The following is a 22222-nucleotide window of genomic DNA, read 5'->3' as shown; positions in this document are numbered from 1 at the left end:
CGCCGGTTGATGGCTGCTTACACTTTGGCTGCACCTATTCCCCGACGGAAGGACATGAAGCAGTCATGGGCAAGTTCGACAACAAGGTTGCGCTGGTCACCGGCGGCGCCTCCGGCATCGGCAAGGCTATCGCGGAGCGTCTCGCCGGCGAAGGCGCGAAAGTCGTCGTCGCCGACCTCAACGAGGACGCCGCCAAAGAGGTCGCGGCCGCGATCGAGGCGAATGGTGGTGTGGCGGCCGCGTTCCGCCAGGACGTGGCGAGCAAAGAGGACAACGAGGCGGCCGTGAAGTTCGCCGTGGACACCTACGGTGCCCTCCACCTCGCCGTCAACAACGCGGGCGTAGGCGATCACACCCCGCTGGCAGATAAGGATCTTGCCGATTGGGACAAGGTCATCTCTATCAACCTCTCCGGCGTGGCCTACGGCTGCCACTACCAGCTCAAGCAATTCCTCGCGCAGGGCGACGCGGAGCAGTGCGCGATTGTGAACATGTCTTCCATCCACGGCTCCGTGGGACGCGCCGGCGGCATCGAGGCCTATACCGCCGCGAAGCACGGCGTGGTGGGGCTGACTAAGTCGCTGGCCGCGGACTACGCCGCCACCGGCATCCGGGTCAACTCCGTGGGTCCGGCATACATCGACACGCCGCTGATTCAAAGGGCGCAGGGTGAGGTCCGTCAGGCGCTCGTCGATAAGCATCCTGCTGGCCGCCTGGGCGAGCCGGAAGAGGTCGCGGCGATGGTGAGCTTCTTGCTTTCAAGCGACGCGTCGTTTGTCAACGGCTCCTACCACCTCGTCGACGGCGGTTACACCGCCGTGTAGTGGTGCCCCCAGTCGGGCTCGAACCGACACTGGGCGGTTGTTGATTGAAACAAGTGTTCCATAGCAGGGAGTCCGATTAGTTCCGTTTACGCTGGTCGCCAGCTCCACCGACTGCGACCAGTGCCACTCATTCCGGGCTATGACGCTTATTTTTCGGACATTTTTTGGACACCGTCGAGCATGTTGTCGACCAGGTCGCCGATCGCTACGCCCGCGCTATTGCGCTGAACGTAGACCGTTTCAGTGAGGGTCGAATTCGAGTGTCCGAGCACTTCGGCTGCCCGGTGTGGCCCGAGCTCTTCGTAGACCAGCGACCCGAGCGTTTTACGTAAAGAGTGAATCGTTACCCACTTGAATTCTTCGCCGCGCCACTCTCTTAACCAGCGGTTGAAGTTGTTCTCCCATACGTAACTTCCAGCGCCACTCGGGAACACCATCGGTAGCGTCCCGTATTTTTCGCGACGTCGCCGGAGGGTTGTTGCGCACGATTCGGAGAGTTGCACCGGCCGGCGCGCTTGTGATGTTTTGCCTTCTTCTTGCCGCCGGTGCCCGAGCTCTTTCGAGTAAACGAGCGTGCCGGATACTTCCAATCGTGGACTCGCTTCGTCGAGGTGAAGGTCTTCCCAACGGAGTGCAAGCAGCTCCCCCGCCCGTAGGCCGGTCGCCAGCGCTACATCGACAACGTCGATAAGCGTCTCGTTTTCCGACTTCGCGATCGCCGCCCGGAAACGTGGAATCTCGTCCCGCGTTAGAGCTCGAACTTCTTTTCGCGGCCTATTCACCGGCTCGACTGCAAGCATCGGGTTACTCACGACCAGGCCGAAGCGGGCGGCCATACTGAAAGCACCGGAAAGAACTGTCCGTGAGGTAGCTGCGACACCGCTCGTTTGACCCCTTAGCCAAGCATCGAGAAGCGCGGGTGAGACTTCTCGGATGCGCAGTTTCCCGAAGGCCGGCTCAAGGTGGAGGTCGATTATCCGGCGGTAGCGGTCGCGTGACTGCGGCCGGATATCGGTTTTGCCGTCGAGCCAGAATTCGAGCAATTGCCCCACAGTGCTCGTAGTGGTGAGGTCTTGCGTGTCAGTTGTGCCTAAGCGTTCAGTGCATCGTGCTTTGAGGTTGTTTTGAGCGGCGGTAGCGGACTTCCCCCGCGCTCGAAGGCGTACCGTTTCGCCGTTCCATAGGCGAAGGCGTGTAGATGCTTCTAACTTGCCGCTCGCTAACTCCTTAACGTGGATCTCGCCCCACGTTCCGAGCGGCGTCGCCGGCCTACCCCTCGCCATCGCCATCGCTCAGTTCAACAGGATCGGGCTTTTCAACGTTCCCACCTAATTCGGCGATTTGGCTCATGCAGTTGTCAATTTGTCGTTGGAGCGTTTCTATCAGCGGAGTTAGGTCATCAATCCGGTTTTGTCCTTGAGTCAACGCTGCCCACAATTCTGAAAGTTGTCCGGACAGGCGATCCGACAGTGCCGCCGCCTCGCGCGCGAGTTTAAGAATCTTGACCTGCTTCGACGGATCGTTTTCGCTTAAGTCGAATTGGGGATCAGGGTATTCAACTCTCCCCTGGAGATATTCAATCTTCGTATGCATCGCCAACAGGTCGCCATCCTCCATGCCAATGAGCACGTCGGCTCCAACAGGCACAGTTTGTCGCTCGCCGCTAACCCATTCGACCGCATCGAACGCGGCGACCTCCAGATGATTGGGGAGAAGTGTAACGAGCCCGTTAGGCACCTCCGGGAACAAAAGCGAGACGGGCGGCACCTCAAGTGCTGCGGCGATGACGAGCCAGTCAGTCACCGGCATCGTCTTGCGAACTCCGCGACGGTATTCGGAGATGGCCGTCCGAGAGATTGGATGCCCATGCAACTGGGTTTTGTCGGATATCCACTGGTCGGAATGTTTCTCGCGGGCAATGTCGATAGCACGTCCCATTTGGCGAGTGAAGTTTTCCACCCATTCAATTGACTCCATGCCAGTCAGTTTATGCCATCGGATACGGGTATGTCTTGACAGTCCAGTCAATTACAACTAGTTTGACTGTTATCGAGTCATAAAACCTCGATTCAAGTGAGAACTTGTCCTTCTTTCAGTCGAAAGGAGGGGTGATGACCACCCCCACAGTTTCCATCCCAGTCGCCGCAGCCCTGCTCGGAATCAGCCGGAGCAGCGCATATGAAGCGGCCCGCACCGGCAATTTTCCGTCGCCAGTCCTAAAGATCAACGGCCGCTACGTCGTACCGACGAAGCCGCTTCTCGACGCGCTCGGTCTGGACGAGCTGCCCGCGACCGCCTAACCGAAAGGAACCCTCATGTTGTTTATCCCTACGGTCGAGAAGCGCGGCAACACTGCCGCAGTCCTTCTCGACGAGCCCCGCACCTTCGCCGAAGGTCTCGACCTGGACGCCGCGCGCGAAATCGCAAACGCGCTCTCCGACCGCTTCGAGATCTACGCGATCAAGGACAACGCCGGCTACATCGTCATGATCTACGCCAACGAAGAGTGCATCGAGACCGTGAAGGTCGAATCGTGGACCGACGCCCTCGATGCCGTAGCTCAACGCTCGGCCGATCTCGCCCCGGAAGATTCCCTCGAAGGTGCCGAAGATTCCCACTCACACGAACGGGAACCCTCCGGCCCCTTCGGCACCGCGCACTCGCCACGTATGGACTACTCGCCGGTTGATTCCCTGCGATTCCTCCATCACGGCAACCCGCTCGACGTTGCTCTCAACGTGCTCGCCGAGCGCCCTGAAACCGACGAGCTCGGCGAAGTTCGTGCCGTAATCGAGCAAGCGATCGCACAGATTCGCCGCGAATACATGCACCACCGCGAAGCGAACGAAGACCCGGCCGCCTACTCGAACGGCATGCCAGTGTCGACCGTCGTGCCGCACATCGCCAACGACGGCAAGCAGGCCTTCGTCTCGCCTGCGCAGCACATCAACCACCCCGGCGAAGGCTTCCGACTTTTGACCCGCTCGGCGGATGCCGACCGCTACTTCGACGGCCTAGAAGACGGCTACGTCGCGTAATTCCCTAGAGAGGAAAACATGCTCAACCAGAAGCAGCTCGAGTACTTCCTGAAGTCCGCAGCTATAACTCACGCCGCGGCCATGTATGAAGCAGCGCACGCGATCGAACGCACCAAGACAGAGGAAAACGTGACTTTCGCAGCCGGTGTTCAGTCGGCAATTGAAGACTTGGAAGAAGCCCTAGCGCTCGGAACTGGTCAAGACCCGGAAGGCAGTGTGCGCAAACGCTTCTGCGATTACTCACAGAAACTTCTCGACGGGCTCAACATGATGTTTGAGAAGTCCCCCGAAGTCTTCGACAAGACACGCACCGTCAATGTCGCCGCCGTAATCGCCGAACGATTGCTCGGATGCCCCCGCGCTGGAAGCCCGTTCCACCTTGAAGGGCTGGTGTCCTAAATGTCCCCAATCAACGAGAAAACCCCGGCAACCGCGCCAACGACTACCGGGGCAAAGGAGCAAGTAGATATGCCGAACCTCAACCAGAACAATACCTCACGGTCGGTTGAACTCCACCTACCGCACCGCACGAACGGGCGCTTAGGCACCTGGGGAGAGTGCGACATTCCCGACGAGCGCCGTCGAACGGTGTTTGTCAACGCCGCCGACTACCTCGACCTCGCCGACAACATTCGCCCCGCGCACCTTTGCCCGGTTTGCGTTGACGCCGCAGTCGCCCACGCCGAAGAAGAGCGACGAAAGAAAGAAGAGCAGCTTCGCCGACAACAGGCCAACGAAGAAGCTCAACAACGTCGCATGCGCGAAGCAGATATGCACTACGAACTTATCGAAGCTCACCGCGCAGGCGACACCGAAACAGTGACGAAGTTGCTCGACGCACTTCTCGCCGAAGACGATGCCGCACTCGCCAAACTCGGCATCTCGTCATGGGGCGAGGTGAACGACGATGAATGACCTTCTCGACCAGGCAGACCAGATTCTCGAAGCCGAAGCCGCGTTACTGCTCGAAGCTCTCGACCTCAACCACCTACTCACAAACGTCAAGTGACGTAAAACAGGCCGACTAGCAGACACCGGGAGTGCAAGTCCCCGGCGGCCACCGGGTAGCCGTCACCCACACAACGCAATATGCCGCAGACACCTACCTCACGTTAGGAACAGTCAGTTGAAACACCTTCACCCCCGCGAAGCGCACACACTCGAATACCTCGCCGCGCTTCTCTTCGAATCAACCAACCGCGAAGCCTACGACGGCACCCGCTTCATCCACTCCGACGATCTCCCCCACTGGCAAGCCCGAACCGTACTCGCCGCGATCACCACCGTCGCCCGCGCCGGCATCGACTCCGGTTTTGCCCTCAAACCAATCGCCCCAACCGACGTACACGACCACCTTCGCGACGAAGGCCACCTCGACGAAGAACCGATGCGCCGCTACTGGCACGACCTCGTCGCCCCGGCCGTCGCCCACACCCCCGCGAAGCACCGGCTGAAAGCACTTGCTCGCCGAATCGCCGAAGACCACCTTCGCCAGAAAATCGGAGACGTCTACACCTACGGCGACCACGACACCGCACCCCTCGACGAGCTAATCGATCGCATGTCCCGCGACCGCCAAATCATGCTCAACATTCACGCCCGCACCGGCCACACACCGCACCTGCACGTCGTATCGAAAGAAGGTGCATAAGGTTTGGACTCGATCTATCCGCCGCCCTCGAAGCCGTTCGCTGTCGCCCACGCACTCAATGCCGACGTGTTCAGCCGCAACGGTATTCCTACGCTTCGTTACTGGCTCAAACACGGCTGGTATCGCTACAACGGCCGGTCTTGGTCGCCGGCCGACGAGCTCGAAATCAAAGGCCCGATCTGGGAACGCTTAGAGCAAACGCAGTTCGAAACCGACAAGGGAATGGTCGACTTCTCGCCGACACCAGCGAAGGTTGCCAACACGATCGAGCCGTTACAGTGGCTCAACCGTCTCGCAGACACCGCCGAACCGCCGATCTGGCTCGACGGCCGCACCAACGACAACCCGAAAGCACTTATCGCCCTCGACAACGGAGTGCTCAACTTCCGCACCGGCACCTTCACCGAAGGACACACCCCAGCTCTGTTCACGTTGTGGCACCTGCCGTTCCCATACGACCCGAAGGCGACATGCTCGCAGTGGAAGGCGTTTCTCAAACAGACCTTCGCTCACGACCCGGACGCCGCCCGCGCACTCCAACAGTGGGCCGGCTACCTCATTAGCGGCCGCACCGACCTGCATAAGGCACTCATGCTTATCGGCCCGCCCCGCTCGGGTAAAGGCACCATCTCGCGAGTGCTCCAACAGCTCGTTGGAACGCAAAACTCCGTATCCCCAAGCTTCGGCACGCTCGACACCAACTTCGGCGCACAAGTCCTTATCGGCAAGACCTTCGCAGTGTTCGAAGACACCCGCAACGACCGCGACCGCAACATCGGCCAAACCGTCGAACGCATTATCGGCATCACCGGCGGCGACGCACAGACCATCGACCGCAAGTACCACGAAGCGTGGAACGGCCGGCTCGACACCCGTTTCATGCTCGTTTCCAACGAGATACCTCGACTCACCGACGCATCCGGCGCGCTGGTCAACCGCTTCGTCTCCATCGAGCTCAAACGCTCCCACGCCGACAACCCCGACCCGGAGCTCGGAGCCAAACTCGCCGCAGAACTCCCCGGCATCTTCCTTTGGGCACTCGAAGGCCTTCGCGACCTCGAAGCCGCCGGCACGTTCACCACCCCGCGCACGATGGCCGGACTAACCGAGATGCTCGCCGACGTCTCACAACCCGTCGCAACCTTCCTCGACGATCACGACAACTACACCCTCACCGGCAACCCAGACGATCACGTTCTACTCCGCGACATTCACGGCGATTACAAGACGTGGTGCGAAGAAGTCGGAGTCGGAGCTGTCAAACAATCCTCATTCGCCCAAGCGCTCAAGGCCACCGACCCGCGCATCGAATACAAGAACACCGCAGTCGACGGCCACCCGAAGGCGCGCCGCATCTTCGGCGTCAAACACGTCAAAAACCCCCACGCATGGCAATTCGCACAGAAAACCGCCTAGGAACATGTTCCAAATGTTCCACCAGCTCAACCCAACTTTTCGCCTTGTTCCCAGGAACAAAGGAACACGCAGAACAGAATAGGAACAAAACCATGAATGTTCGGAACACAACCCAAAACACCCTTGACCAGCAGGAACGCCCGGAACATGTTCCGAGCACAAAACTCCCCACAGAAAACAACCAGCCTGCCGCCGAACCCATCCGCGCCCGCCTTAGTCAACCCGTCCACGGCTGGAAAACGACCGAAATCACCGTCGCCAGGCACCTAAACAGCAAAAGAAAACGACGAGTCTCCATTCGAGCCCACATGACAAATGGGCTCTACATCACGCTAGAACTCGAAGCTCGTCACGCCTTTGAGCTCGCTAACCGCATCGTCGACACGATGGAAAGCGGTGCAGCATGAAAGACGAGCCGGCACGCCCGCCGCTACCAACACGCGCCGAAGTCGCCGCCGCCCCGGTGCGACTGCCTGGGCCCGCGCTACTGCGATTCGTCAAGAACATTCAACCGGCCTACGACCTACGCAAAGGCCGGTGTGTTGGGCAAGCGCCACGCTTCGATACCGACCGACTCGAAGGCGAAACGCACGAAGACTACAAAGAGCGCATCGAGTGGGCACAGCGGCAATGCAACACTTGCCCGATTCTCGCCAAGTGCGGCATACGCATACCCCGAAACGCCGATGGGGTATGGGCCGGCGAAGCCCGCTACTTCGGCCGTCCACCGAAGCCGAAGGCGGCATGATGTCCAGCCGAGTAATCCGAAGCGCACTCATCCTCGACCAGGAAGACGCCATCAACGTTGGCCGCGCTCTTGCATACCTCGACCGCACACAACGACGCGCCGGCGGCGCTCTCGCGCCCGCGCTACGGGAGATTATGGAAGAGATCGCTGCCAACTTCGGCAACTCGGCACACATCGAGCAGGCCACCGACGAATGTGTGCGGCATGAGTTCATCGACGTCGAAGAAGCAGCGCACATCCTCAGCTGCTCACCGCGCAACGTGCGTGACCTCGCTACACGGGGGAGACTGCCAGGCCGCAAACTCGCCGGCCGCTGGCAATTCCTTCGCGCCGAAGTCGAGCAGCTTCGCGACTTCGGCGGCAGATAACTCATACATCGGTGTGCCCCTCGTTCGCACCGGCACGTGGAACGCATCCACCGGCACCGTGACACTGACACGCGCCGACCTTGCATCGGCCGTTGCATCGGCCCGGATGCTTCCGTTTCCTCCTTTAAAACTCGGCCACACTGACCCGCGTTTCGACGCAGACCCCAGTGTCGGCCGAGTGAAAAATCTTCGTCTCGCAGACGCCGGCCACACACTGCTCGGCGACTTCGTAGACATGCCCGATTGGGTCTACAAGATGCTGCCCGACAGCTACCCACAGCGCAGCATCGAAGCAACGTTCAACCTCGAAGACAACGGCCGCACCTACCGCATGGCGCTTACCGCCGTAGCACTACTCGGCGCTCAATGGCCCGCAGTATCAACGCTCGCCGACCTTCGAGACCTCTACACGTAAAAGGAGCTACACATGGCCATTCACCCGCAGCAGAAACGCGACCGCATTTTCGAGCCAACAACGGTAACCCGATTCCAGTCGAACGCCGGAATCGCGCTCACCCTCGACAAGATCGACGCATGTGTCTTTGAGCCGGTCGACCTCAAGATGCAACCGCAGCGCCCCGCAGTCATCGGCGTGACCCTCGACGAAGATGCCCTCGGCGTCGACCACGTACCCGAATACGAAAACCCCGAAAACCTCGGCGCTTGGCTCAAGGGCTACTACGCCGGCAAACGCGCCGCACGATAAACCACGAAGGGAGATTTCACATGTCGTTCTATCCCGGAGCCGTCGACTATCAAGACGGTAAGATCACCATCGACCAGGCACTCGACCAGCCCGAGACCATCGAGCAGCGCATCGCCGAAATCGCAAGTGGCAGCAAGCTTCTCGACACATTATTCACCCAGCACTCCGCACCGGTCAACGGCGGCGCAGTGTTCTATTCGCCGGTAACGAAGGCGCACCTCTACACCGCCGAAGACGTCGCCGACCGCAACCCCGGCGACGAGTACCCGGTGCTCTACTCGACACGTCCAGAAATGCAGGTCGCCCGTGTCCAGGACTTCGGCGGCAAGTTCGCCGTCACCGACGAAGCCCGCCGTCGCAACCTCACCGTCGACTTCGACAACGACGTCACCGCCTTGACAAACACGATCACCCGCAAGATCAACCAGCGAGCCGTCGAGACCATCACCGCCGCAGTTCAAGGTTCCGAAGACGTCTTCGAGATCGCATCCTCCGAACCGTGGACACAGATGCAGGCACAAGGCAACCCTGCGAACCTCACCGACCCCTTCGCGCTGCCGTCTGCAAACTTCGCTGACATCTTTGCGAACGCCGCCGAACAAGACCTCGGCGTCGAATTCGACCACCTAATCGTGACCCCGAAGGACTACTCGGCGCTGAGAATCATGTACGGCACCGACCTCAAGCCCATGCTCGACGATTACAACCTCACCGCCGTGGTCTCCAACCACGTACCGGCGGGGCACGCCTACCTCGTCGACGCCGGCGAAATCGGCTTTGTCAACTACGAAGAATCGCTCACCGTGACTACATGGCGCGACGAACACCACCGCCAGACCTGGGTGCAAGGCTTCTGCATGCCAGTCATGGGCGTGACGAAGCCCTCCGCCATCGCAGTGATCACAGGCACAAACGAATAGGAGAACAAAGTGAGCTTCATCAACCAGGCCCGCGACTACTACAACCCGGGCACCGACCTCACCACCGTGGCAACCACGCCAGTAAGGGGCAAGACCTTCGCCGCGATAGCAGGCCCGCGTACACGTAACCTGCTATCCACCACCACTGCTAAGCCCGGCGCACTCGCCGCCGGCGTATTCAAGTACGACGCAGCAGCCGACGAGCTCGTCGGAGTCGCACGCGGCGCATCCCGCATCCTCACCGTCACCGCAGAAGTCAAGATCACCGCCGGCGAGACGATCTACGTCGGCAACGACGGCAAAGCAACCAACACCAGCGACGGCATCGCAGTTGGCTACGCCGTCGACAACGCTGACGCCGACAGCGACGTGCTCGTCAGCCTGAACCAGTAGGAGAGACGATGTTCGAATTCCTCAACCGTGGCCGTAACCAGGCCGTCACCTTCGCCGCCGAAGCGCCGGAAACCATGACTATCACAGCGGAACAGCTTGCGCTGCTCGTCGAATCACTCGGTCTCGACCCGGAAGAGATCGTCACCTTCGACGAGCTCGTCGCCGCAGTAGTCGCCGCCCGCGAAGAAGCCGACGACGTAGCGGCAGCAGCGGCCGACTCAACCGTCGTGCTCGACAAAGACGTCTACGATGATCTGCTCACACGGGCGAACCGCGTCGACGAGGTTGACCGGGCCGAAGGCCGCAAACGCGCTGCCGAGCTCGTAGAGCGCGAAGGCATCAAGGCCGGTCGCTTGCTCGGCTGGCAGCGAGAAAAGTGGGTCGACGCCGCGACCGAAGACTACGACAAGACCAAACGCGAACTACTGGCACTCTCGGCCGGTGCCGTCAACCTCAATGAAGTCGGCCGCATCGGAAACGAAGATGACGCGAAGGAAAATAAGGGCGGTAACTGGGTGCGATAAGCCAAGCTACGGCAAACTTTTTGACCCCGCGTAAAAAATCCCTGACTCGGGGGGCGCGGTGCTCAGTCAGGTGGGCATAGTGCCGGAGATTACCCCGGTGGCCATATTCATCGGCACATCCCGCCCCTGACTGAGCACCGCGCGACCCGAGTCAGGTTTCTCTCTCCCCGGTCAAAGGGGGGGTCGCGCGCGTTATAGAGGTATCAGGCCTTTCGGCCGAATTGACGTGCACGGCCGACAACACGCGCGCGCGATGGCGGCCCGTTTTTAAATGGACATTTTTCGGACACCTCAACCGGCGATCGACAGCTTCGGCACTCGTTTCGCCTGATAAACGTGCCCCCAGTCGGGCTCGAACCGACACTGGGCGGATTTTAAGTCCGCTGCCTCTGCCAATTGGGCTATAGGGGCGACGGGAAACATCGTACTTCCCCGGCGCCTCCGGGCGGGAATCGGTCGGCTCGTTTTCGCCGTGCGGAGCCGACCGACCCGCCTTACACTCTCCGTGCAAATACTAAATTCTACCTGAGCTGACGCTCAGGTTCCCGGACACTGCAAAGGTAGAAGCACGTGAACATCCAGCTCCCTCCCCCGCTTGACCAGCTGATCAAGGACCTGAACTTCGAGCAGATCATCGCCGCCGTCGCAGGCGCCTTCGTCGTCGGCGGTCTCGTCGGCGGCGCCATCGGAGCCGCTGCGGGCGGAAGCTCCGAGGGGACAGGATCAAGCAACCAGGCAGCTGCCCCGTCCACGGCACAAGGCCCCGTCCTGGACGGTCGCGCGAAGCTCTCGGCGCTCTACCAGGCGCCTGGCCCGGATTCCGGCAAGGATGCCTTCGACGGCAACGGGCAGACCCACCCGTTCAAGGGCCAGGTCATCCCAGGCTTTTCCGGAATTGTTGAGAAGGGCGATGGCCAGTTCTACGCGCTTCCCGACAACGGCTTCGGCTCGAAGAAGAACTCCTCCGACTTCCTACTGCGCATCTACACGGTGAAGCCGAACTGGGAGACCGCGGGCACCGCGAAGGACCCGAAGGACACCGGCGGCATCGAAGTGCTGGACTACGTTTCGCTGAAGGACCCGAACAACAAAATTTCCTGGGACATCGTCAACAACGACACCGAGGACCGCCTGCTCACCGGCGCGGATTTCGACCCTGAGTCCTTCGTGCAGGCCGCGGACGGCACCTTTTGGGTTGGCGAAGAGTTCGGCCCCTACATCCTCCACGTGGACAAGGACGGCACACTTCTCGACGCCCCGTTTGCCTACCCGGATGTCAAGAGCCCGTCCAACCCGACGCTGGGCGCTGAAGAAAAGCCGAACCTGCGCAACTCCAAGGGCTTCGAAGCCATGGCCACCGACGGCCGCTACCTCTACCCGATCTTCGAGGGCTACCTCGACGAAGCCACCGACAAGCGCGTGCGCGTGATCTCCCAGTTCGACACCGAAACCGGAAAGTACACCGGAAAGACCTGGGATTACCTTGCAGAAGACGAAGACGCGCTGATTGGCGACGCATTCTTGACCAAGGACGGCCGCCTGCTCATGCTCGAGCGCGACGATTTCCGCGGCTCGGAGGCCCAGCTTAAGAAGGTCTTCGAGGTGAAGGACTTCGCGGACGCCAAGGCTGGCTCCACGCTGAAGAAGGACCTGATGGCGGACCTGCTTAGCATTGCCAACCCGGGCAAAATCGGCATGGTCTCCGACGCCCGCGCTTACGGCGTCGGCGATCCGTTCCAATTCGCGCTGCTCAGTGTCGAAACCATCATCCAGCTGGAAGACGGCCGCTACCTCACCGCGCTGGACAACAACTTCCCCGGCGACGATGGCCGCTACCGCGGCAAGCCGGACGACACCGAGATGATCACCTTCTCGGTGAAGTAACTTCCGACATCGCGGCGACGCCGAGCCCGCTCGCCACAACCGCGGGCCACGGCGAGCGCCCAGCCTCTCGTGCGTTACCCGCGGCGATGGTGCCCGCCACCGCCGCGGCGAGGTTGAGCGGAACCTGCACCAACGGCCGCCGACTTAACGCGCCCGCAGCCACCGCCGCCAAATGCAACATGGTGGCCAACCCGCCATACCAGCCCGGTTCGGTGCCCTCGGCGGCCGCCCGCACCGCGTCCTCGAATTTCTGGTTGCCGCCCCGTGGCGTTCCCACCAGCGCTTCGAGGTCGTGTTCCTCGACCACGGTGTCCACGCTGACCGATTCGAAGATCGGCAGGATCTGCTTGTGGCCCAGCGGGGTGAGCACGCCCAACCCCCACGCGGCTAACCCGCGGGTCATGATCGGCGCGGTGAAGTACGGGCGGCGGTGCAACCCCACCGCCTCGGCGTAGCGCTGCATCATCTCCACGTACGGCATCGAGTCCAGCCCGCCCACGTCGAAGGTGCGGTTCATCTCCGCCGGGAGATCGGCCGCCGCTACTAGGTAGAAGGCGATGTCGCGGGCGCCGATCGGGGTGATCTCGTTGGTGATCCACTCCGGTGCGACGAACGCGGGCACGCGTTCGGTGACGTGCCGCAGCAGCTGGAACGACAGCGAGCCGTCACCGATGACCACGCCCGCCTGCAGCACCGCAGTGGGCACGCCCGAATCCATTAGGATCTCCCCGCCCCTGACGCGCGAGGCGAGATGCACGGACATTTCCTCGCCCTGCGGGTGCAGCCCGCCCAGGTACACGATCCGGCCCACCCCGGCTCCGCACGCGCCTACACGTACGTCTCCGGCGCGGCCGAGCTCGCCGCCGCTGCTCTGCTGGCAAACCCGAAAGCGCGGGCTACCGGCGGGAAGTTCGCTGCCCGCGATGCTTCCTCTTCCATTTGTCCGTCCGAGGTCGCGTGCGACCTCGGGGGCGACGACTGGCGCAAGCTCATTCAGCCCGTGCGCGACGCAACACAGGATCTTGCACACTCCGGGACCGTGATTGTTACTCAGGGGTCCGACACCGTGGATCTGGAAACGGTGAAGGGCCCCATCCGAATCAGACGAGGCCCCAATTGGTGACAGTGCCCCCAGTCGGGCTCGAACCGACACTGGGCGGATTTTAGTCCGCTGCCTCTGCCAATCGGGCTATAGGGGCGACGGGAAACATCGTAGTTCCCGGCGCCTCCGGGCGGGAATCGGTCAGCTTTTTCACCGTGCGGAGCCAGCCGACCCGCTTTAGCCCGGGGCAACCTGATGAACAGAAACAGTAGGTACTAACCCCGCCGAATCTAAAATTCCGGCTTCAGGCCAAACCGCTTCGGGCTCACTATGTTGGTCGTGACATCAAAGACGAGAAACTGACTGAGCTGATAAAAGACCGGGGAAACTCATCTTCGTCAGCGAGAAGCATATCTTCCCATAACCGGGATACTGATGCGCCGGGTTCGATCGGCTCCTCGAGAGTCCCAAGAGCGGTGGAATAACTATAGAGATTCCATTCATCTTCATTTGGCGGTTCAGCACTCTGATAACCAAGTTTCACGAGCAGATTTTCCTTCACAACAGGATTAGTCTCGTAAAACTCCATATCAGCGACCAGGTAGACGGTCGTGAACTGTTTGACGCGCTCGACCCGTTCAAGATAGCGCTGATAACACCGGGGTAGCTCGTCCTCCTTGGCTAGAAAGTAGGTTCGAGTCAGCGTGATTTCACCGGGTTTCATTTAGGGTTCCAATCCGTGTCAATGGCTCCTGAAGGCCGGTATTTCTTTTGAGGGTAACAATGCCTCTTGTGCGCATCCCCGAGTTTGCTCCCATAACGGTAAGCATCCTTTTCAGCTTCGGCAGAATCTACCGAACGCCATGTCGGTTTCCTATTGGGCGAACGGGCGCCGTCGTCCATGTAGTGCAGCAGCTACCACGCAAGTCCGCTCCCCTCGAACGGGCGAGGATTTTCGCGCGCCAGCCATGCCGTAATCTTGGACCAGAATCGCCGCAGATATTTAGACGGAGGCACACGTGACCAGGCAGTGGCTGTTTGTCGTCCCCTGCTCCCTCGGCGCACTCGGCCTGTTTCTCGCACGCCGCGCCGGCGACGGCACCGCGGGCTTCTACTGGGCCACCGCCTTTACCGCCGTGGTGTACGCGGCCGCGTGGTGGCTGTGGGGCAGCCGCACGGCGTTCGCGGGGCCGCGCAAGCTTTTCGACGTCCTCCGGGGCGCCCTCATCGGCGCCGCACTGGCGCTCGTGTTCGTCCTCGGGGCGCTGGTGGTGCAGCACATCCCGTTCCTCGCTGGCCCCGCGGCGGAGCTGCTGGACACGCCTGACAAGGGCGGCTACGCCCTGACGCTGCTGGTGCTGGTGGTTAACGGAGCTGGCGAGGAGTTGGTCTTCCGCGACGTGGTACCGCGGCAGCTGCGCGCGATGGGCCAGTCGTTGGCGCAGGCCGGCGTGTGGTCCACCCTCGCCTACTGCCTGGTCACGTGCGTGATGGGCGTGCCGCTGTTGGTCTTCGCCGCCGGCGTGCTGGGAGCGGTGGCCTACTTCGAAGCGGCGAAAACCGGCCGGCTCTACTCTCCGATTGCAGCGCACCTGACCTGGAGCATCGGGATGCTTTTGATCCTGCCCCAGTTCTTCTAGGCAGGTCTTGACCTGCCTACTCGCTGACGGAGAACACCTTCTTCTTCGGCTTCTCCTCCGTCTTGGCGGCCCCGGCGACCGAGATCTTCGGCGCGTCCAGCATCTCCGTCATGAAGTCGGCCACCCACTGCAGCAGCTCCGTATCGCGCAAGTTCGGCGCGTTCAGGGCGCGCTTCGCTCCACCTTCGCGCGGCATCGGCACCTGCAGCGCCTTGGCCGCGGCGCGGAAGTTCGCGCCCGGGTACAGGCGCTTCAGGCGCACCTGCTTGGAGTCCGGCAGCTCCACCGGGTGCAGCTTGATGCGGCTGCCCTGGGTGAGGATGTCGGAAACCCCCACCTCGCGGGCCTGGTTGCGCAGCCGCGCCACAGCCATGAGGTGCTCGACCTCCGCGGGCAGGGCACCGAAGCGGTCGATCATGTCGTCGGCGGCGGCACGCAGCGCGTCGTCGTCACGCGCCTCCGCGAGCTTGCGGTAGACCTCCAAGCGCAGGCGTTCGGAGTTGATGTAGGTCTCCGGGATGTGGGCGTCCACCGGCAGGTCCACGCGGATTTCCTTCGGGCCTTTGTCTGTCGCGTCGACCGGCTCGCCGCTCATCAGCCCCTTGAACGTCTCCACCGCCTCGCTGACCAGGCGCACGTACATGTCAAAGCCCACGCCAGCGATGTGGCCGGATTGCTCCGCCCCCAACACGTTACCGGCGCCGCGCATCTCCAAGTCCTTTTGCGCCACTGCGATGCCGGAGCCCAAGTCGTTGTTCTGGGCGATGGTGGCAAGCCGGTCGTAGGAGGTCTCCGTGAGCGTCTTGTCCTTCGGGTACAAAAAGTACGCGTATGCGCGCTCGCGGGAGCGCCCCACGCGCCCGCGCAGCTGGTGCAGCTGGCTGAGGCCCATGTTCTGGGCGTTTTCCACGATCAGGGTGTTGGCGTTGGCGATGTCCAGGCCGGTTTCCACAATCGTGGTGCAGACCATGACGTCATAATCACGGTTCCAGAATCCTTGCACGGTCTGCTCGAGCACCTGCTCGCTCATCTGGCCGTGCGCGACCACGATGCGCGCCTCCGGGACCAGCTCGCGCAGCTGGCGGGCGGTCTTTTCAATGTCGGAGACCTTGTTGTGGATGTAGAAGACCTGGCCGTCGCGCAGCAGCTCGCGCCGGATCGCTGCGGCGACCTGCTTGTCTTCCTGCGGTCCCACATAGGTCAGCACCGGGTGGCGGTCCTCGGGCGCGGTGGTAATGGAGGTCATCTCGCGGATGCCGGTCAGCGACATCTCCAGGGTGCGCGGGATCGGCGTTGCGGTCATGGTCAGCACGTCCACATGCGACTTCAAGGCCTTGATGTGTTCCTTGTGCTCCACGCCGAAGCGTTGCTCCTCGTCCACGATGATCAAACCGAGGTTCTTCCACTGCACGCCCGTCTGCAGCAGGCGGTGGGTACCGATGACGATGTCCACCGAGCCATCCGCAAGCCCCGAGATGATCTTCTTCGAATCCGCGGCGGTAGTAAAGCGCGACAGCTCCCGCACCGTCACGCCGAAGCCGTCCATGCGCTGGTTGAACGTGGAGAAGTGCTGCTGCGCCAAAAGCGTGGTCGGTACCAGCACCGCGACCTGCTTGCCGTCCTGCACCGCCTTGAACGCGGCACGTACAGCCACCTCGGTTTTGCCGAAGCCGACGTCGCCGACGATCACGCGGTCCATCGGGGTGGGCTTTTCCATGTCCGCCTTCACGGCCTCGATGGCGGTGAGCTGGTCTTCGGTCTCCATAAACGGGAAGGCGTCTTCCATCTCGTGCTGCCACGGCGTGTCCGGCGCGAACGCGTGCCCCGGCGCGGCTTGGCGCTTGGCGTAGAGCTCCACCAGCTCGCCGGCGATCTCGCGCACCGCCGCGCGCGCCTTGCGCTTGGTGGATTTCCAGTCGGAGCCGCCCATTTTGCTAAGCGACGGCTTCTCGCCCCCGGTGTACTTACTCAGCAGGTCCAACGACTCCATGGGCACCCACAGCTGGTCGCCGGGCTGGCCGCGCTTGGCGGGCTGGTACTCCAACACGATGTATTCGCGGCGAGAATCCTCGTCGCCGGCTTTGACGGTGCGCTCCGCCATCTTCACGAACTTGCCGATGCCGTGGGTGTCGTGCACCACGAAATCGCCCGGCTGCAGGGCCAGCGGATCAACGCGGTTGCGGCGGCGCGGGGCCCGCCGTTTAGCGCCTGCGATGTCGCCGACGCGGTTGCCGGTGACATCCGTTTCGGTGACCACCACAAGGTTTGGCCCGGAAAACACCAGGCCGGCATGGGACAGGGCCTGGTAGAGGGTTACAGCGCCCTCCACAGGCTCCAGGCCCGGCGTGGCTACCCGGGCGGAAATCCCGTGCTCGCGCAGGCGCTCCGCCATGCGGTCGATCGAGCCCTTCGCCGGCGCGACATACGCCGCCTTGCCGTGGTTGTTCCCGACGTGCAGCTTCAAGGTGGCGTAAAGCTGCTCAATCGCCTTCGGGTCGCCTTTCGGCGCGGGGGCGGGCTCGAATTCCAGCGGCAGCGTTTCCGCGTCGTCCGCGGCGAACATGCCCGGCGGGGCGAACGTCCACCAGGCGTTGCCCGCCTTGCGCGCAGAGATCTCCAGGGATTCGTACGAGCGGTAGGACGACGCGGAGACGTCCAGACCCTCCACCACCACGGGGCCTTCGGCGCCCATGGCGGCGGCCTCCCAGCCCGCTTCGAGGAACTCGCGGTCCGTCGCCTCCAAATCGGCGATGCGGGCGCGGACCTTCTCCGGGTTGGTCACCAGCACCAGAGAACCGGCGGGCATGAGCTCTGGCAGCACCGCGTACTGCTCGTCCGTCAACGCCGGGATCAGCGCCTCCATGCCGTCCGCCGGCTGCTTTTCGGAGATGCGGGAAAGCAGTGAGGAAAGCGTGGGGTTCGAGGGGAATTTCCGCGCCAGCTCATCGGCTTTGGCGGCCACGGAGTCGTCGATAAGCAACTGCCTCGCGGGGTGCAGCTCCACCGAACGCACCTCCTCGATGGTGCGCTGGTCGGCGACGGCGAAGGAGCGGATGTCGGTGACTTCATCGCCCCAGAACTCGATGCGCACGGGGTTTTGAGCGGTGGTCGGAAACACGTCGATAATGCCGCCGCGGGTGGCGAACTCGCCCCTGGAGGCCACCATGTCCACATGGTCGTACGCGAAGTGCACCAGCTGTTGAGTCAGCTCCTCAAAATCGCACTCCTGGTCCACCGCGATGCGGATCGGCTCCACGGCCGGCAGCACCGGCTGGCACACCGCACGCGCCGCCGCGACAATCACGCGCGGCATGTCCCACAGCACCTTCGAGCGGCGGCCCACGATATCCGCCGCCGGCGAGAGTCGCTCGTGCGGCAACGTCTCATACGCCGGGAACTGCGCCACCTCTTCCTCGCCCAAGATCGCCTTGAGCTCAGCCGCGAGATCCTCAGCCTCGTGGCCCGTAGCCGTGACCAACAGCAGCGGTATCTCCCGGGCAATCGCGCCAGCAGCCCAGGAACGAGCCTGGTCAATGCCCGTTACGTGCAGCGAATCCTCGCCGACGTGCGTGACAAGGCCCTTCAGTTTCGGGTCTGTCAACGCTGCCGTCAGCAACCCGCCGAGCACTGCAGGGGTGGTATCAGTCATGTCTTACACTTCCTTTTCTGCGGTTTCCGCCGCTGCAACTGCCGCCGTATCGCTTCCTGCCCCGTACACCCGCGGCTGCGCTTCCATCCCCCGCAGCCCGTTCCAGCACAGGTTGGAAATGTGCGCCGCCACCGTTTCCTTGTCCGGCGTGCGCTCGTCCAGCCACCACAACGCCGAGTTGGAGACAGTGCCCACAAGCGCCTGACCGTACAGCCCGGCCATGGCCTCGTCGAGCCCGCGGTGCTGGAACGCCTCCGCCAACAAGTGGCTCACCTCAGCGGTGACACGGTTGAGGATGGTCGAATACGTCCGCCCCTCCCCCGGCAACTGCCCGTGGGCGAGGATGACAAAACCATCCGTCTCGTCCTCAACGTACGTGAGCAGCGCCAACACGCCACGCTCAATGCGCTCGCGCCATCGCCCCGCCTGGATTGAGGAGGTAATAGTCTGTTCCAGCCGCGCCATCTCCAGCCTGACGACTTCCTGGTACAGGCCCTCTTTGCTGCCGAAATGCTCGTACACGACAGGCTTGGACACTCCGGCGCGCGCCGCGATCTCCTCCATGGAAATGCCGTCGAGCCCGCGCTCGGCGAATGCCTTACGCCCAACACCGATCAGTTGATCCCTGCGCTGGGGTGCTGTCATACGCCTTCGAGCCATGCGCCCTAGCTTAGAGCGTCACCCCCAGGCCCCCGTCTTTGGCAGTTGGCGGGTCTGGTCTACAATCATCGTTGCTATTCCCCATGGTGTAATCGGCAACACTACGGTTTTTGGTACCGTCATTCTAGGTTCGAGTCCTGGTGGGGAAGCTTTTTATTGGAGGGGTACATGAAACGCCACGTCGTTTCGCTTCTGTCGTGCGGACTGCTAGCGGGGTGCGCCACATCGCCCCCGCCTATCGACGAACCTTCGGCCCTCCCCACCACCCCCAACACAAGCGAACAGCCATCGCCTGCCGCCTTCCACTTCAAAAGCGGCACCCTGGAGATCGGCGACTTCGACCCCTACACCCTCGGCGACGACATCTTCGACCCCTGCACCGAGATCTCCCCCGAAGAGTTCGCAGCCGCCGGCTTCGACAACGTGGAGCCGATCCCGGAGGAGTACCGCAACTTAAATAGCGAGATCAAAGCCTGCTTTTTCGACTCTGAGCTAAAGAATTATGTAATGAGCCTTTCTAGCACCAATGCCAATCGCAAAATCGTCGAATCGAAGCGGAAGATTCCCGCGCGATTCCACTCACAGTCTCTGCCACCATTATTCGTCTACGGCACAGGCTTACCCGACGATTCAGATTGCTACGCACAAGTCGATACGAAACGAGGTGGCTTGACTGTCTCGGTCACTCAGCCGCCTGGGCTAGGCAGTTTTGAGGAATCGTGCAATGTGGCAATAGCTTCCCTTGAATCGTTGTTCGAAAATGCTGATTAAATGGGTTGTCCATTTCAATGGACAACCCATTTACGAATGGCTTTCCCCCTCTTAGCATTCTCAGTGTTTATGTAACAGAAACAGGGGGTATACATGCTGATCCAACTCGATGTAGACGGAGTTGAGAGCGCAATCGAACAGCTAAGGAAACAAGCACTTGCGCTGAAAACACAACGCCACTTCAGCAGCATTGCATCACTCGCTTCCTTCTCCACCGCCAGCGGCCTGGACGAAGCGGGTGAGCGGCTCAGCCCGATCGGCGACGAGCGGGCACCGGAAGCGAACCAGGCGATCGCGCTTTATCTCAAGCACACGGCGGATAATCTCTGGCTCGCGCTGACAAACACGATGCAGACGGACGAGTCCTTTTCTGGGCTTTTGGGGTCGATGCTTGCGCCGCTCCGCAATTCCTCGGCGGAGGTCCCACAGATGTACTCCGAGGCGTTCCAGCAGCTCAAGGCGGCGGACCCGAAAACCAATACCTTCGACAACGCTGCGGTATCCGGCGCGTCGGAATCGTCGCTGATGTTCGCAGACCAAAAGCTCACTTTCACAAACACAGATTTGGCTTACGCAGCCTCTGATTTTTGGACTGCCAACGCCACACTCATCGAGGATGCGGTGGAAGAACTCAACGGGGTGCACCATGCGCTGAGTTCGTCGGCGGATACCGTTTGGATCGCGGAAGCGATGAAAAAGGTCACGCAGATTCAAAACGCTGGCCTGGAGTACGTGTCCAACTCGCGCTCGTTGGCAAACCACACTCAGGCGCTTGCAGAGGCGGCGGATGCGGAAAGCATGATTTCGTCCGCCGCAGTGTCGGCGTACCTTGCCGCCGAAGACCCGAAGATGAAGGCGCTCATTGAGTCGGACTACCTCAGCTCTTACGAAACCCGCATGACGAGCGGTCTCAGCACCGTCATCCCGAGCTTCAACCGTTTGCTTCCAGAGGCGGGGGCGCTTCCCAGCGCGCCGTACAGCAGTACCGATATCCCTGCCCCCGCGGATACTTCGTTCGAGCCGACGCCGCTGCCGCAGGGACTGCGCGAGGCGTTTTCGCAGCGCGGCCTCACTGACCTGGCTCACGCGAGCACTCCGACGGAAATCATTGAGCAGTACGGCCGCCCCACCCCGGAGACCTTCGAGCGCATCGCCGCGGGAGCCGCGCCCACGCAGTCCGCGTCCGCAGTCATGGCGCCGCCAGCGCCCTCATCTGCAGGAAGCTTGACGACGAACGGTACCGCCTCCCCCAACCTCTCCCCGGCCCCTGTTGCCATCGGCGGCGCTGGCCACAGCGTTGGAGGCACCGGCACTGCCTCCACGCACAGCGCCGGACCAGCCAGCGCTTTCCTCGGTGGCCCTGGCGCAGGTGCAGCAGCCGGTCAAGGCACTAGCACAGGGGCAAACAGGTCGGCCCGCGCCGGTGCAGTCGGAAACAACGGGCTGGGCCCAGTTGCGGGACCCGGCGGAGCGGCAGGAGCGGCAGGTACCTCACGCGCGGGTGGAGCAGGCACAGGTCTCGGCGGGCACCGTGGCGCGCTCGCCGGGGCAGGAATGCACGCGATGCGCCCAGGCGCAGGCGGTGCGGGTTTCGGCGCAGGATCGGGCGCGAACTACAGCACTACTGCTTCCCCGGGCGCTGGGCACGGCACTGGACCTGGTTCCGGGCACGGTCTCGGCAACAGCTCGGGCGCCCACGGTGCCGGCGGTTCTTCCACGGCCACCGGTGCCACTGGGGCAGGCGCGCAGCATGCCAACGGCGCGCACGCTGCCCGCGGCGCAGCGTTCGCCGCCGGCCCAATGGGCGCAGCCGGGGCTAACCGCGGGCGCGGACGGGAGAAATCGGGCGGGAAGATCGGCACGGTCACCAGCGCGGTCGAACGCGACGGCAACCTGAAGGCCTTGCTCGGCGACGCCCCTCTGCTCCTGCCCGACATCATCGGCCACAACGTGCGCCGCTAGCGCCCCTCAAAAAGATCGACGCCTCG

25 protein-coding genes and 2 tRNA genes are annotated in these 22222 nt (G+C 62.2%); 19 read left to right on the top strand and 8 right to left on the bottom strand.

Going from position 1 to position 22222, the window contains the following annotated elements:
* The first annotated feature begins 65 nt into the window (after window positions 1–65).
* On the top strand, window positions 66–824 hold the full coding sequence (locus tag CFOUR_RS03875; protein ID WP_085957466.1) for an SDR family NAD(P)-dependent oxidoreductase: 759 nt from the start codon (window positions 66–68) through the stop codon (window positions 822–824).
* Between the two features lie 146 nt (window positions 825–970).
* Here the strand turns inward: CFOUR_RS03875 and CFOUR_RS03870 are convergent, their stop codons facing one another.
* Window positions 971–1876, bottom strand: coding sequence for a tyrosine-type recombinase/integrase (locus tag CFOUR_RS03870; RefSeq protein ID WP_179154809.1), 906 nt, complete (start codon window positions 1874–1876; stop codon window positions 971–973).
* Between the two features lie 217 nt (window positions 1877–2093).
* Window positions 2094–2801: a hypothetical protein gene (locus CFOUR_RS03865; protein WP_085957464.1), complete on the bottom strand. Its 708-nt coding sequence runs from the start codon at window positions 2799–2801 to the stop codon at window positions 2094–2096.
* A gap of 134 nt (window positions 2802–2935) precedes the next feature.
* On the opposite strand from CFOUR_RS03865, the gene CFOUR_RS03860 reads away from it, so the two are divergent.
* The 13 genes from CFOUR_RS03860 (at window position 2936) to CFOUR_RS03800 (ending at window position 10588) form a co-directional block, all read left to right on the top strand.
* Window positions 2936–3124 carry a helix-turn-helix transcriptional regulator gene (locus tag CFOUR_RS03860; RefSeq protein WP_085957463.1) on the top strand — a complete coding sequence of 63 codons (189 nt, stop codon included), beginning with the start codon at window positions 2936–2938 and terminating at the stop codon, window positions 3122–3124.
* 15 nt (window positions 3125–3139) lie between these two features.
* Window positions 3140–3862, top strand: coding sequence for a hypothetical protein (locus tag CFOUR_RS03855; protein WP_085957462.1), 723 nt, complete (start codon window positions 3140–3142; stop codon window positions 3860–3862).
* A gap of 18 nt (window positions 3863–3880) precedes the next feature.
* A complete protein-coding gene (locus CFOUR_RS03850; RefSeq protein WP_085957461.1) occupies window positions 3881–4261 on the top strand; it encodes a hypothetical protein in 381 nt (126 codons plus the stop codon).
* A gap of 69 nt (window positions 4262–4330) precedes the next feature.
* Window positions 4331–4777, top strand: a complete 447-nt coding sequence (locus CFOUR_RS03845) for a hypothetical protein (protein ID WP_085957460.1) — start codon at window positions 4331–4333, stop codon at window positions 4775–4777.
* 211 nt (window positions 4778–4988) lie between these two features.
* Entirely contained in the window at window positions 4989–5513 is a 525-nt protein-coding gene (locus tag CFOUR_RS03840) for a hypothetical protein (RefSeq protein WP_085957459.1), read from the top strand.
* Between the two features lie 3 nt (window positions 5514–5516).
* Entirely contained in the window at window positions 5517–6929 is a 1413-nt protein-coding gene (locus CFOUR_RS03835) for a DNA primase family protein (RefSeq protein WP_085957458.1), read from the top strand.
* 92 nt (window positions 6930–7021) lie between these two features.
* Window positions 7022–7336 carry a hypothetical protein gene (locus tag CFOUR_RS03830; RefSeq protein WP_143339002.1) on the top strand — a complete coding sequence of 105 codons (315 nt, stop codon included), beginning with the start codon at window positions 7022–7024 and terminating at the stop codon, window positions 7334–7336.
* A gap of 340 nt (window positions 7337–7676) precedes the next feature.
* Window positions 7677–8045 carry a helix-turn-helix domain-containing protein gene (locus CFOUR_RS03825; RefSeq protein ID WP_230471785.1) on the top strand — a complete coding sequence of 123 codons (369 nt, stop codon included), beginning with the start codon at window positions 7677–7679 and terminating at the stop codon, window positions 8043–8045.
* 178 nt (window positions 8046–8223) lie between these two features.
* On the top strand, window positions 8224–8460 hold the full coding sequence (locus tag CFOUR_RS03820; RefSeq protein ID WP_085957456.1) for a hypothetical protein: 237 nt from the start codon (window positions 8224–8226) through the stop codon (window positions 8458–8460).
* A 12-nt stretch (window positions 8461–8472) separates the two neighbouring features.
* A complete protein-coding gene (locus tag CFOUR_RS03815) occupies window positions 8473–8751 on the top strand; it encodes a hypothetical protein (RefSeq protein WP_085957455.1) in 279 nt (92 codons plus the stop codon).
* A gap of 20 nt (window positions 8752–8771) precedes the next feature.
* The gene (locus CFOUR_RS03810; RefSeq protein WP_085957454.1) at window positions 8772–9671 is read left to right on the top strand and encodes a major capsid protein; all 900 of its coding nucleotides are present in this window, start codon (window positions 8772–8774) and stop codon (window positions 9669–9671) included.
* A 9-nt stretch (window positions 9672–9680) separates the two neighbouring features.
* On the top strand, window positions 9681–10064 hold the full coding sequence (locus CFOUR_RS03805) for a capsid cement protein (RefSeq protein ID WP_085957453.1): 384 nt from the start codon (window positions 9681–9683) through the stop codon (window positions 10062–10064).
* 8 nt (window positions 10065–10072) lie between these two features.
* The gene (locus CFOUR_RS03800) at window positions 10073–10588 is read left to right on the top strand and encodes a hypothetical protein (RefSeq protein ID WP_085957452.1); all 516 of its coding nucleotides are present in this window, start codon (window positions 10073–10075) and stop codon (window positions 10586–10588) included.
* 337 nt (window positions 10589–10925) lie between these two features.
* Here CFOUR_RS03800 and CFOUR_RS03795 read toward each other — a convergent pair.
* Window positions 10926–10999 (bottom strand) — tRNA-Leu (locus CFOUR_RS03795).
* A 159-nt stretch (window positions 11000–11158) separates the two neighbouring features.
* On the opposite strand from CFOUR_RS03795, the gene CFOUR_RS03790 reads away from it, so the two are divergent.
* On the top strand, window positions 11159–12472 hold the full coding sequence (locus CFOUR_RS03790) for an esterase-like activity of phytase family protein (protein WP_085957451.1): 1314 nt from the start codon (window positions 11159–11161) through the stop codon (window positions 12470–12472).
* On the opposite strand, the gene CFOUR_RS03785 is transcribed toward CFOUR_RS03790, so the two are convergent.
* The gene (locus CFOUR_RS03785; RefSeq protein WP_230471784.1) at window positions 12453–13235 is read right to left on the bottom strand and encodes a Rossmann-fold NAD(P)-binding domain-containing protein; all 783 of its coding nucleotides are present in this window, start codon (window positions 13233–13235) and stop codon (window positions 12453–12455) included. The genes CFOUR_RS03790 and CFOUR_RS03785 overlap by 20 nt on opposite strands.
* On the opposite strand from CFOUR_RS03785, the gene CFOUR_RS03780 reads away from it, so the two are divergent.
* Complete coding sequence (locus tag CFOUR_RS03780) at window positions 13224–13595, top strand: DUF3253 domain-containing protein (RefSeq protein ID WP_085957449.1); 372 nt, start codon at window positions 13224–13226, stop codon at window positions 13593–13595. The genes CFOUR_RS03785 and CFOUR_RS03780 overlap by 12 nt on opposite strands.
* Before the next feature lie 3 nt (window positions 13596–13598).
* Here the strand turns inward: CFOUR_RS03780 and CFOUR_RS03775 are convergent.
* A tRNA-OTHER gene (locus CFOUR_RS03775) sits at window positions 13599–13671 on the bottom strand.
* A gap of 171 nt (window positions 13672–13842) precedes the next feature.
* Window positions 13843–14238, bottom strand: a complete 396-nt coding sequence (locus CFOUR_RS03770) for a hypothetical protein (RefSeq protein WP_085958583.1) — start codon at window positions 14236–14238, stop codon at window positions 13843–13845.
* Between the two features lie 295 nt (window positions 14239–14533).
* Between CFOUR_RS03770 and CFOUR_RS03765 the strand changes: the two genes are divergently transcribed.
* Complete coding sequence (locus tag CFOUR_RS03765; protein WP_290180007.1) at window positions 14534–15154, top strand: CPBP family intramembrane glutamic endopeptidase; 621 nt, start codon at window positions 14534–14536, stop codon at window positions 15152–15154.
* Between the two features lie 16 nt (window positions 15155–15170).
* On the opposite strand, the gene mfd is transcribed toward CFOUR_RS03765, so the two are convergent.
* Both mfd and CFOUR_RS03755 read right to left on the bottom strand, forming a co-directional pair.
* Window positions 15171–18803: a transcription-repair coupling factor gene (gene mfd / locus CFOUR_RS03760; protein ID WP_085957447.1), complete on the bottom strand. Its 3633-nt coding sequence runs from the start codon at window positions 18801–18803 to the stop codon at window positions 15171–15173.
* Between the two features lie 3 nt (window positions 18804–18806).
* Window positions 18807–19448, bottom strand: a complete 642-nt coding sequence (locus tag CFOUR_RS03755) for a TetR/AcrR family transcriptional regulator (protein ID WP_413540777.1) — start codon at window positions 19446–19448, stop codon at window positions 18807–18809.
* A gap of 183 nt (window positions 19449–19631) precedes the next feature.
* Between CFOUR_RS03755 and CFOUR_RS03750 the strand changes: the two genes are divergently transcribed.
* Window positions 19632–20234, top strand: a complete 603-nt coding sequence (locus CFOUR_RS03750) for a DUF3558 family protein (protein WP_143339001.1) — start codon at window positions 19632–19634, stop codon at window positions 20232–20234.
* A 93-nt stretch (window positions 20235–20327) separates the two neighbouring features.
* Window positions 20328–22196 (top strand): hypothetical protein, encoded by a 1869-nt coding sequence (locus CFOUR_RS03745; protein ID WP_085957444.1) that lies wholly within the window; start codon window positions 20328–20330, stop codon window positions 22194–22196.
* Window positions 22197–22222 lie beyond the last annotated feature (26 nt).

It is taken from the genome of Corynebacterium fournieri, from assembly GCF_030408775.1.
Lineage (GTDB): Bacteria > Actinomycetota > Actinomycetes > Mycobacteriales > Mycobacteriaceae > Corynebacterium > Corynebacterium fournieri.
The sequence above is the reverse complement of the archived record's forward strand: the minus strand, read 5'-3'. Positions and strand labels throughout refer to the sequence as shown.

Coding starts and splice junctions, on each gene's coding strand:
- CFOUR_RS03875 (WP_085957466.1), top strand. CDS start 66: ATGGGCAAGTTCGACAACAAGGTTGCGCTGGTCACCGGCGGCGCCTCC.
- CFOUR_RS03865 (WP_085957464.1), bottom strand. CDS start 2,801: ATGGAGTCAATTGAATGGGTGGAAAACTTCACTCGCCAAATGGGACGT.
- CFOUR_RS03860 (WP_085957463.1), top strand. CDS start 2,936: ATGACCACCCCCACAGTTTCCATCCCAGTCGCCGCAGCCCTGCTCGGA.
- CFOUR_RS03855 (WP_085957462.1), top strand. CDS start 3,140: ATGTTGTTTATCCCTACGGTCGAGAAGCGCGGCAACACTGCCGCAGTC.
- CFOUR_RS03850 (WP_085957461.1), top strand. CDS start 3,881: ATGCTCAACCAGAAGCAGCTCGAGTACTTCCTGAAGTCCGCAGCTATA.
- CFOUR_RS03845 (WP_085957460.1), top strand. CDS start 4,331: ATGCCGAACCTCAACCAGAACAATACCTCACGGTCGGTTGAACTCCAC.
- CFOUR_RS03830 (WP_143339002.1), top strand. CDS start 7,022: ATGAATGTTCGGAACACAACCCAAAACACCCTTGACCAGCAGGAACGC.
- CFOUR_RS03825 (WP_230471785.1), top strand. CDS start 7,677: ATGTCCAGCCGAGTAATCCGAAGCGCACTCATCCTCGACCAGGAAGAC.
- CFOUR_RS03815 (WP_085957455.1), top strand. CDS start 8,473: ATGGCCATTCACCCGCAGCAGAAACGCGACCGCATTTTCGAGCCAACA.
- CFOUR_RS03810 (WP_085957454.1), top strand. CDS start 8,772: ATGTCGTTCTATCCCGGAGCCGTCGACTATCAAGACGGTAAGATCACC.
- CFOUR_RS03800 (WP_085957452.1), top strand. CDS start 10,073: ATGTTCGAATTCCTCAACCGTGGCCGTAACCAGGCCGTCACCTTCGCC.
- CFOUR_RS03780 (WP_085957449.1), top strand. CDS start 13,224: ATGCACGGACATTTCCTCGCCCTGCGGGTGCAGCCCGCCCAGGTACAC.
- CFOUR_RS03785 (WP_230471784.1), bottom strand. CDS start 13,235: ATGTCCGTGCATCTCGCCTCGCGCGTCAGGGGCGGGGAGATCCTAATG.
- CFOUR_RS03770 (WP_085958583.1), bottom strand. CDS start 14,238: ATGAAACCCGGTGAAATCACGCTGACTCGAACCTACTTTCTAGCCAAG.
- mfd (WP_085957447.1), bottom strand. CDS start 18,803: ATGACTGATACCACCCCTGCAGTGCTCGGCGGGTTGCTGACGGCAGCG.
- CFOUR_RS03755 (WP_413540777.1), bottom strand. CDS start 19,448: ATGACAGCACCCCAGCGCAGGGATCAACTGATCGGTGTTGGGCGTAAG.
- CFOUR_RS03750 (WP_143339001.1), top strand. CDS start 19,632: ATGAAACGCCACGTCGTTTCGCTTCTGTCGTGCGGACTGCTAGCGGGG.
- CFOUR_RS03745 (WP_085957444.1), top strand. CDS start 20,328: ATGCTGATCCAACTCGATGTAGACGGAGTTGAGAGCGCAATCGAACAG.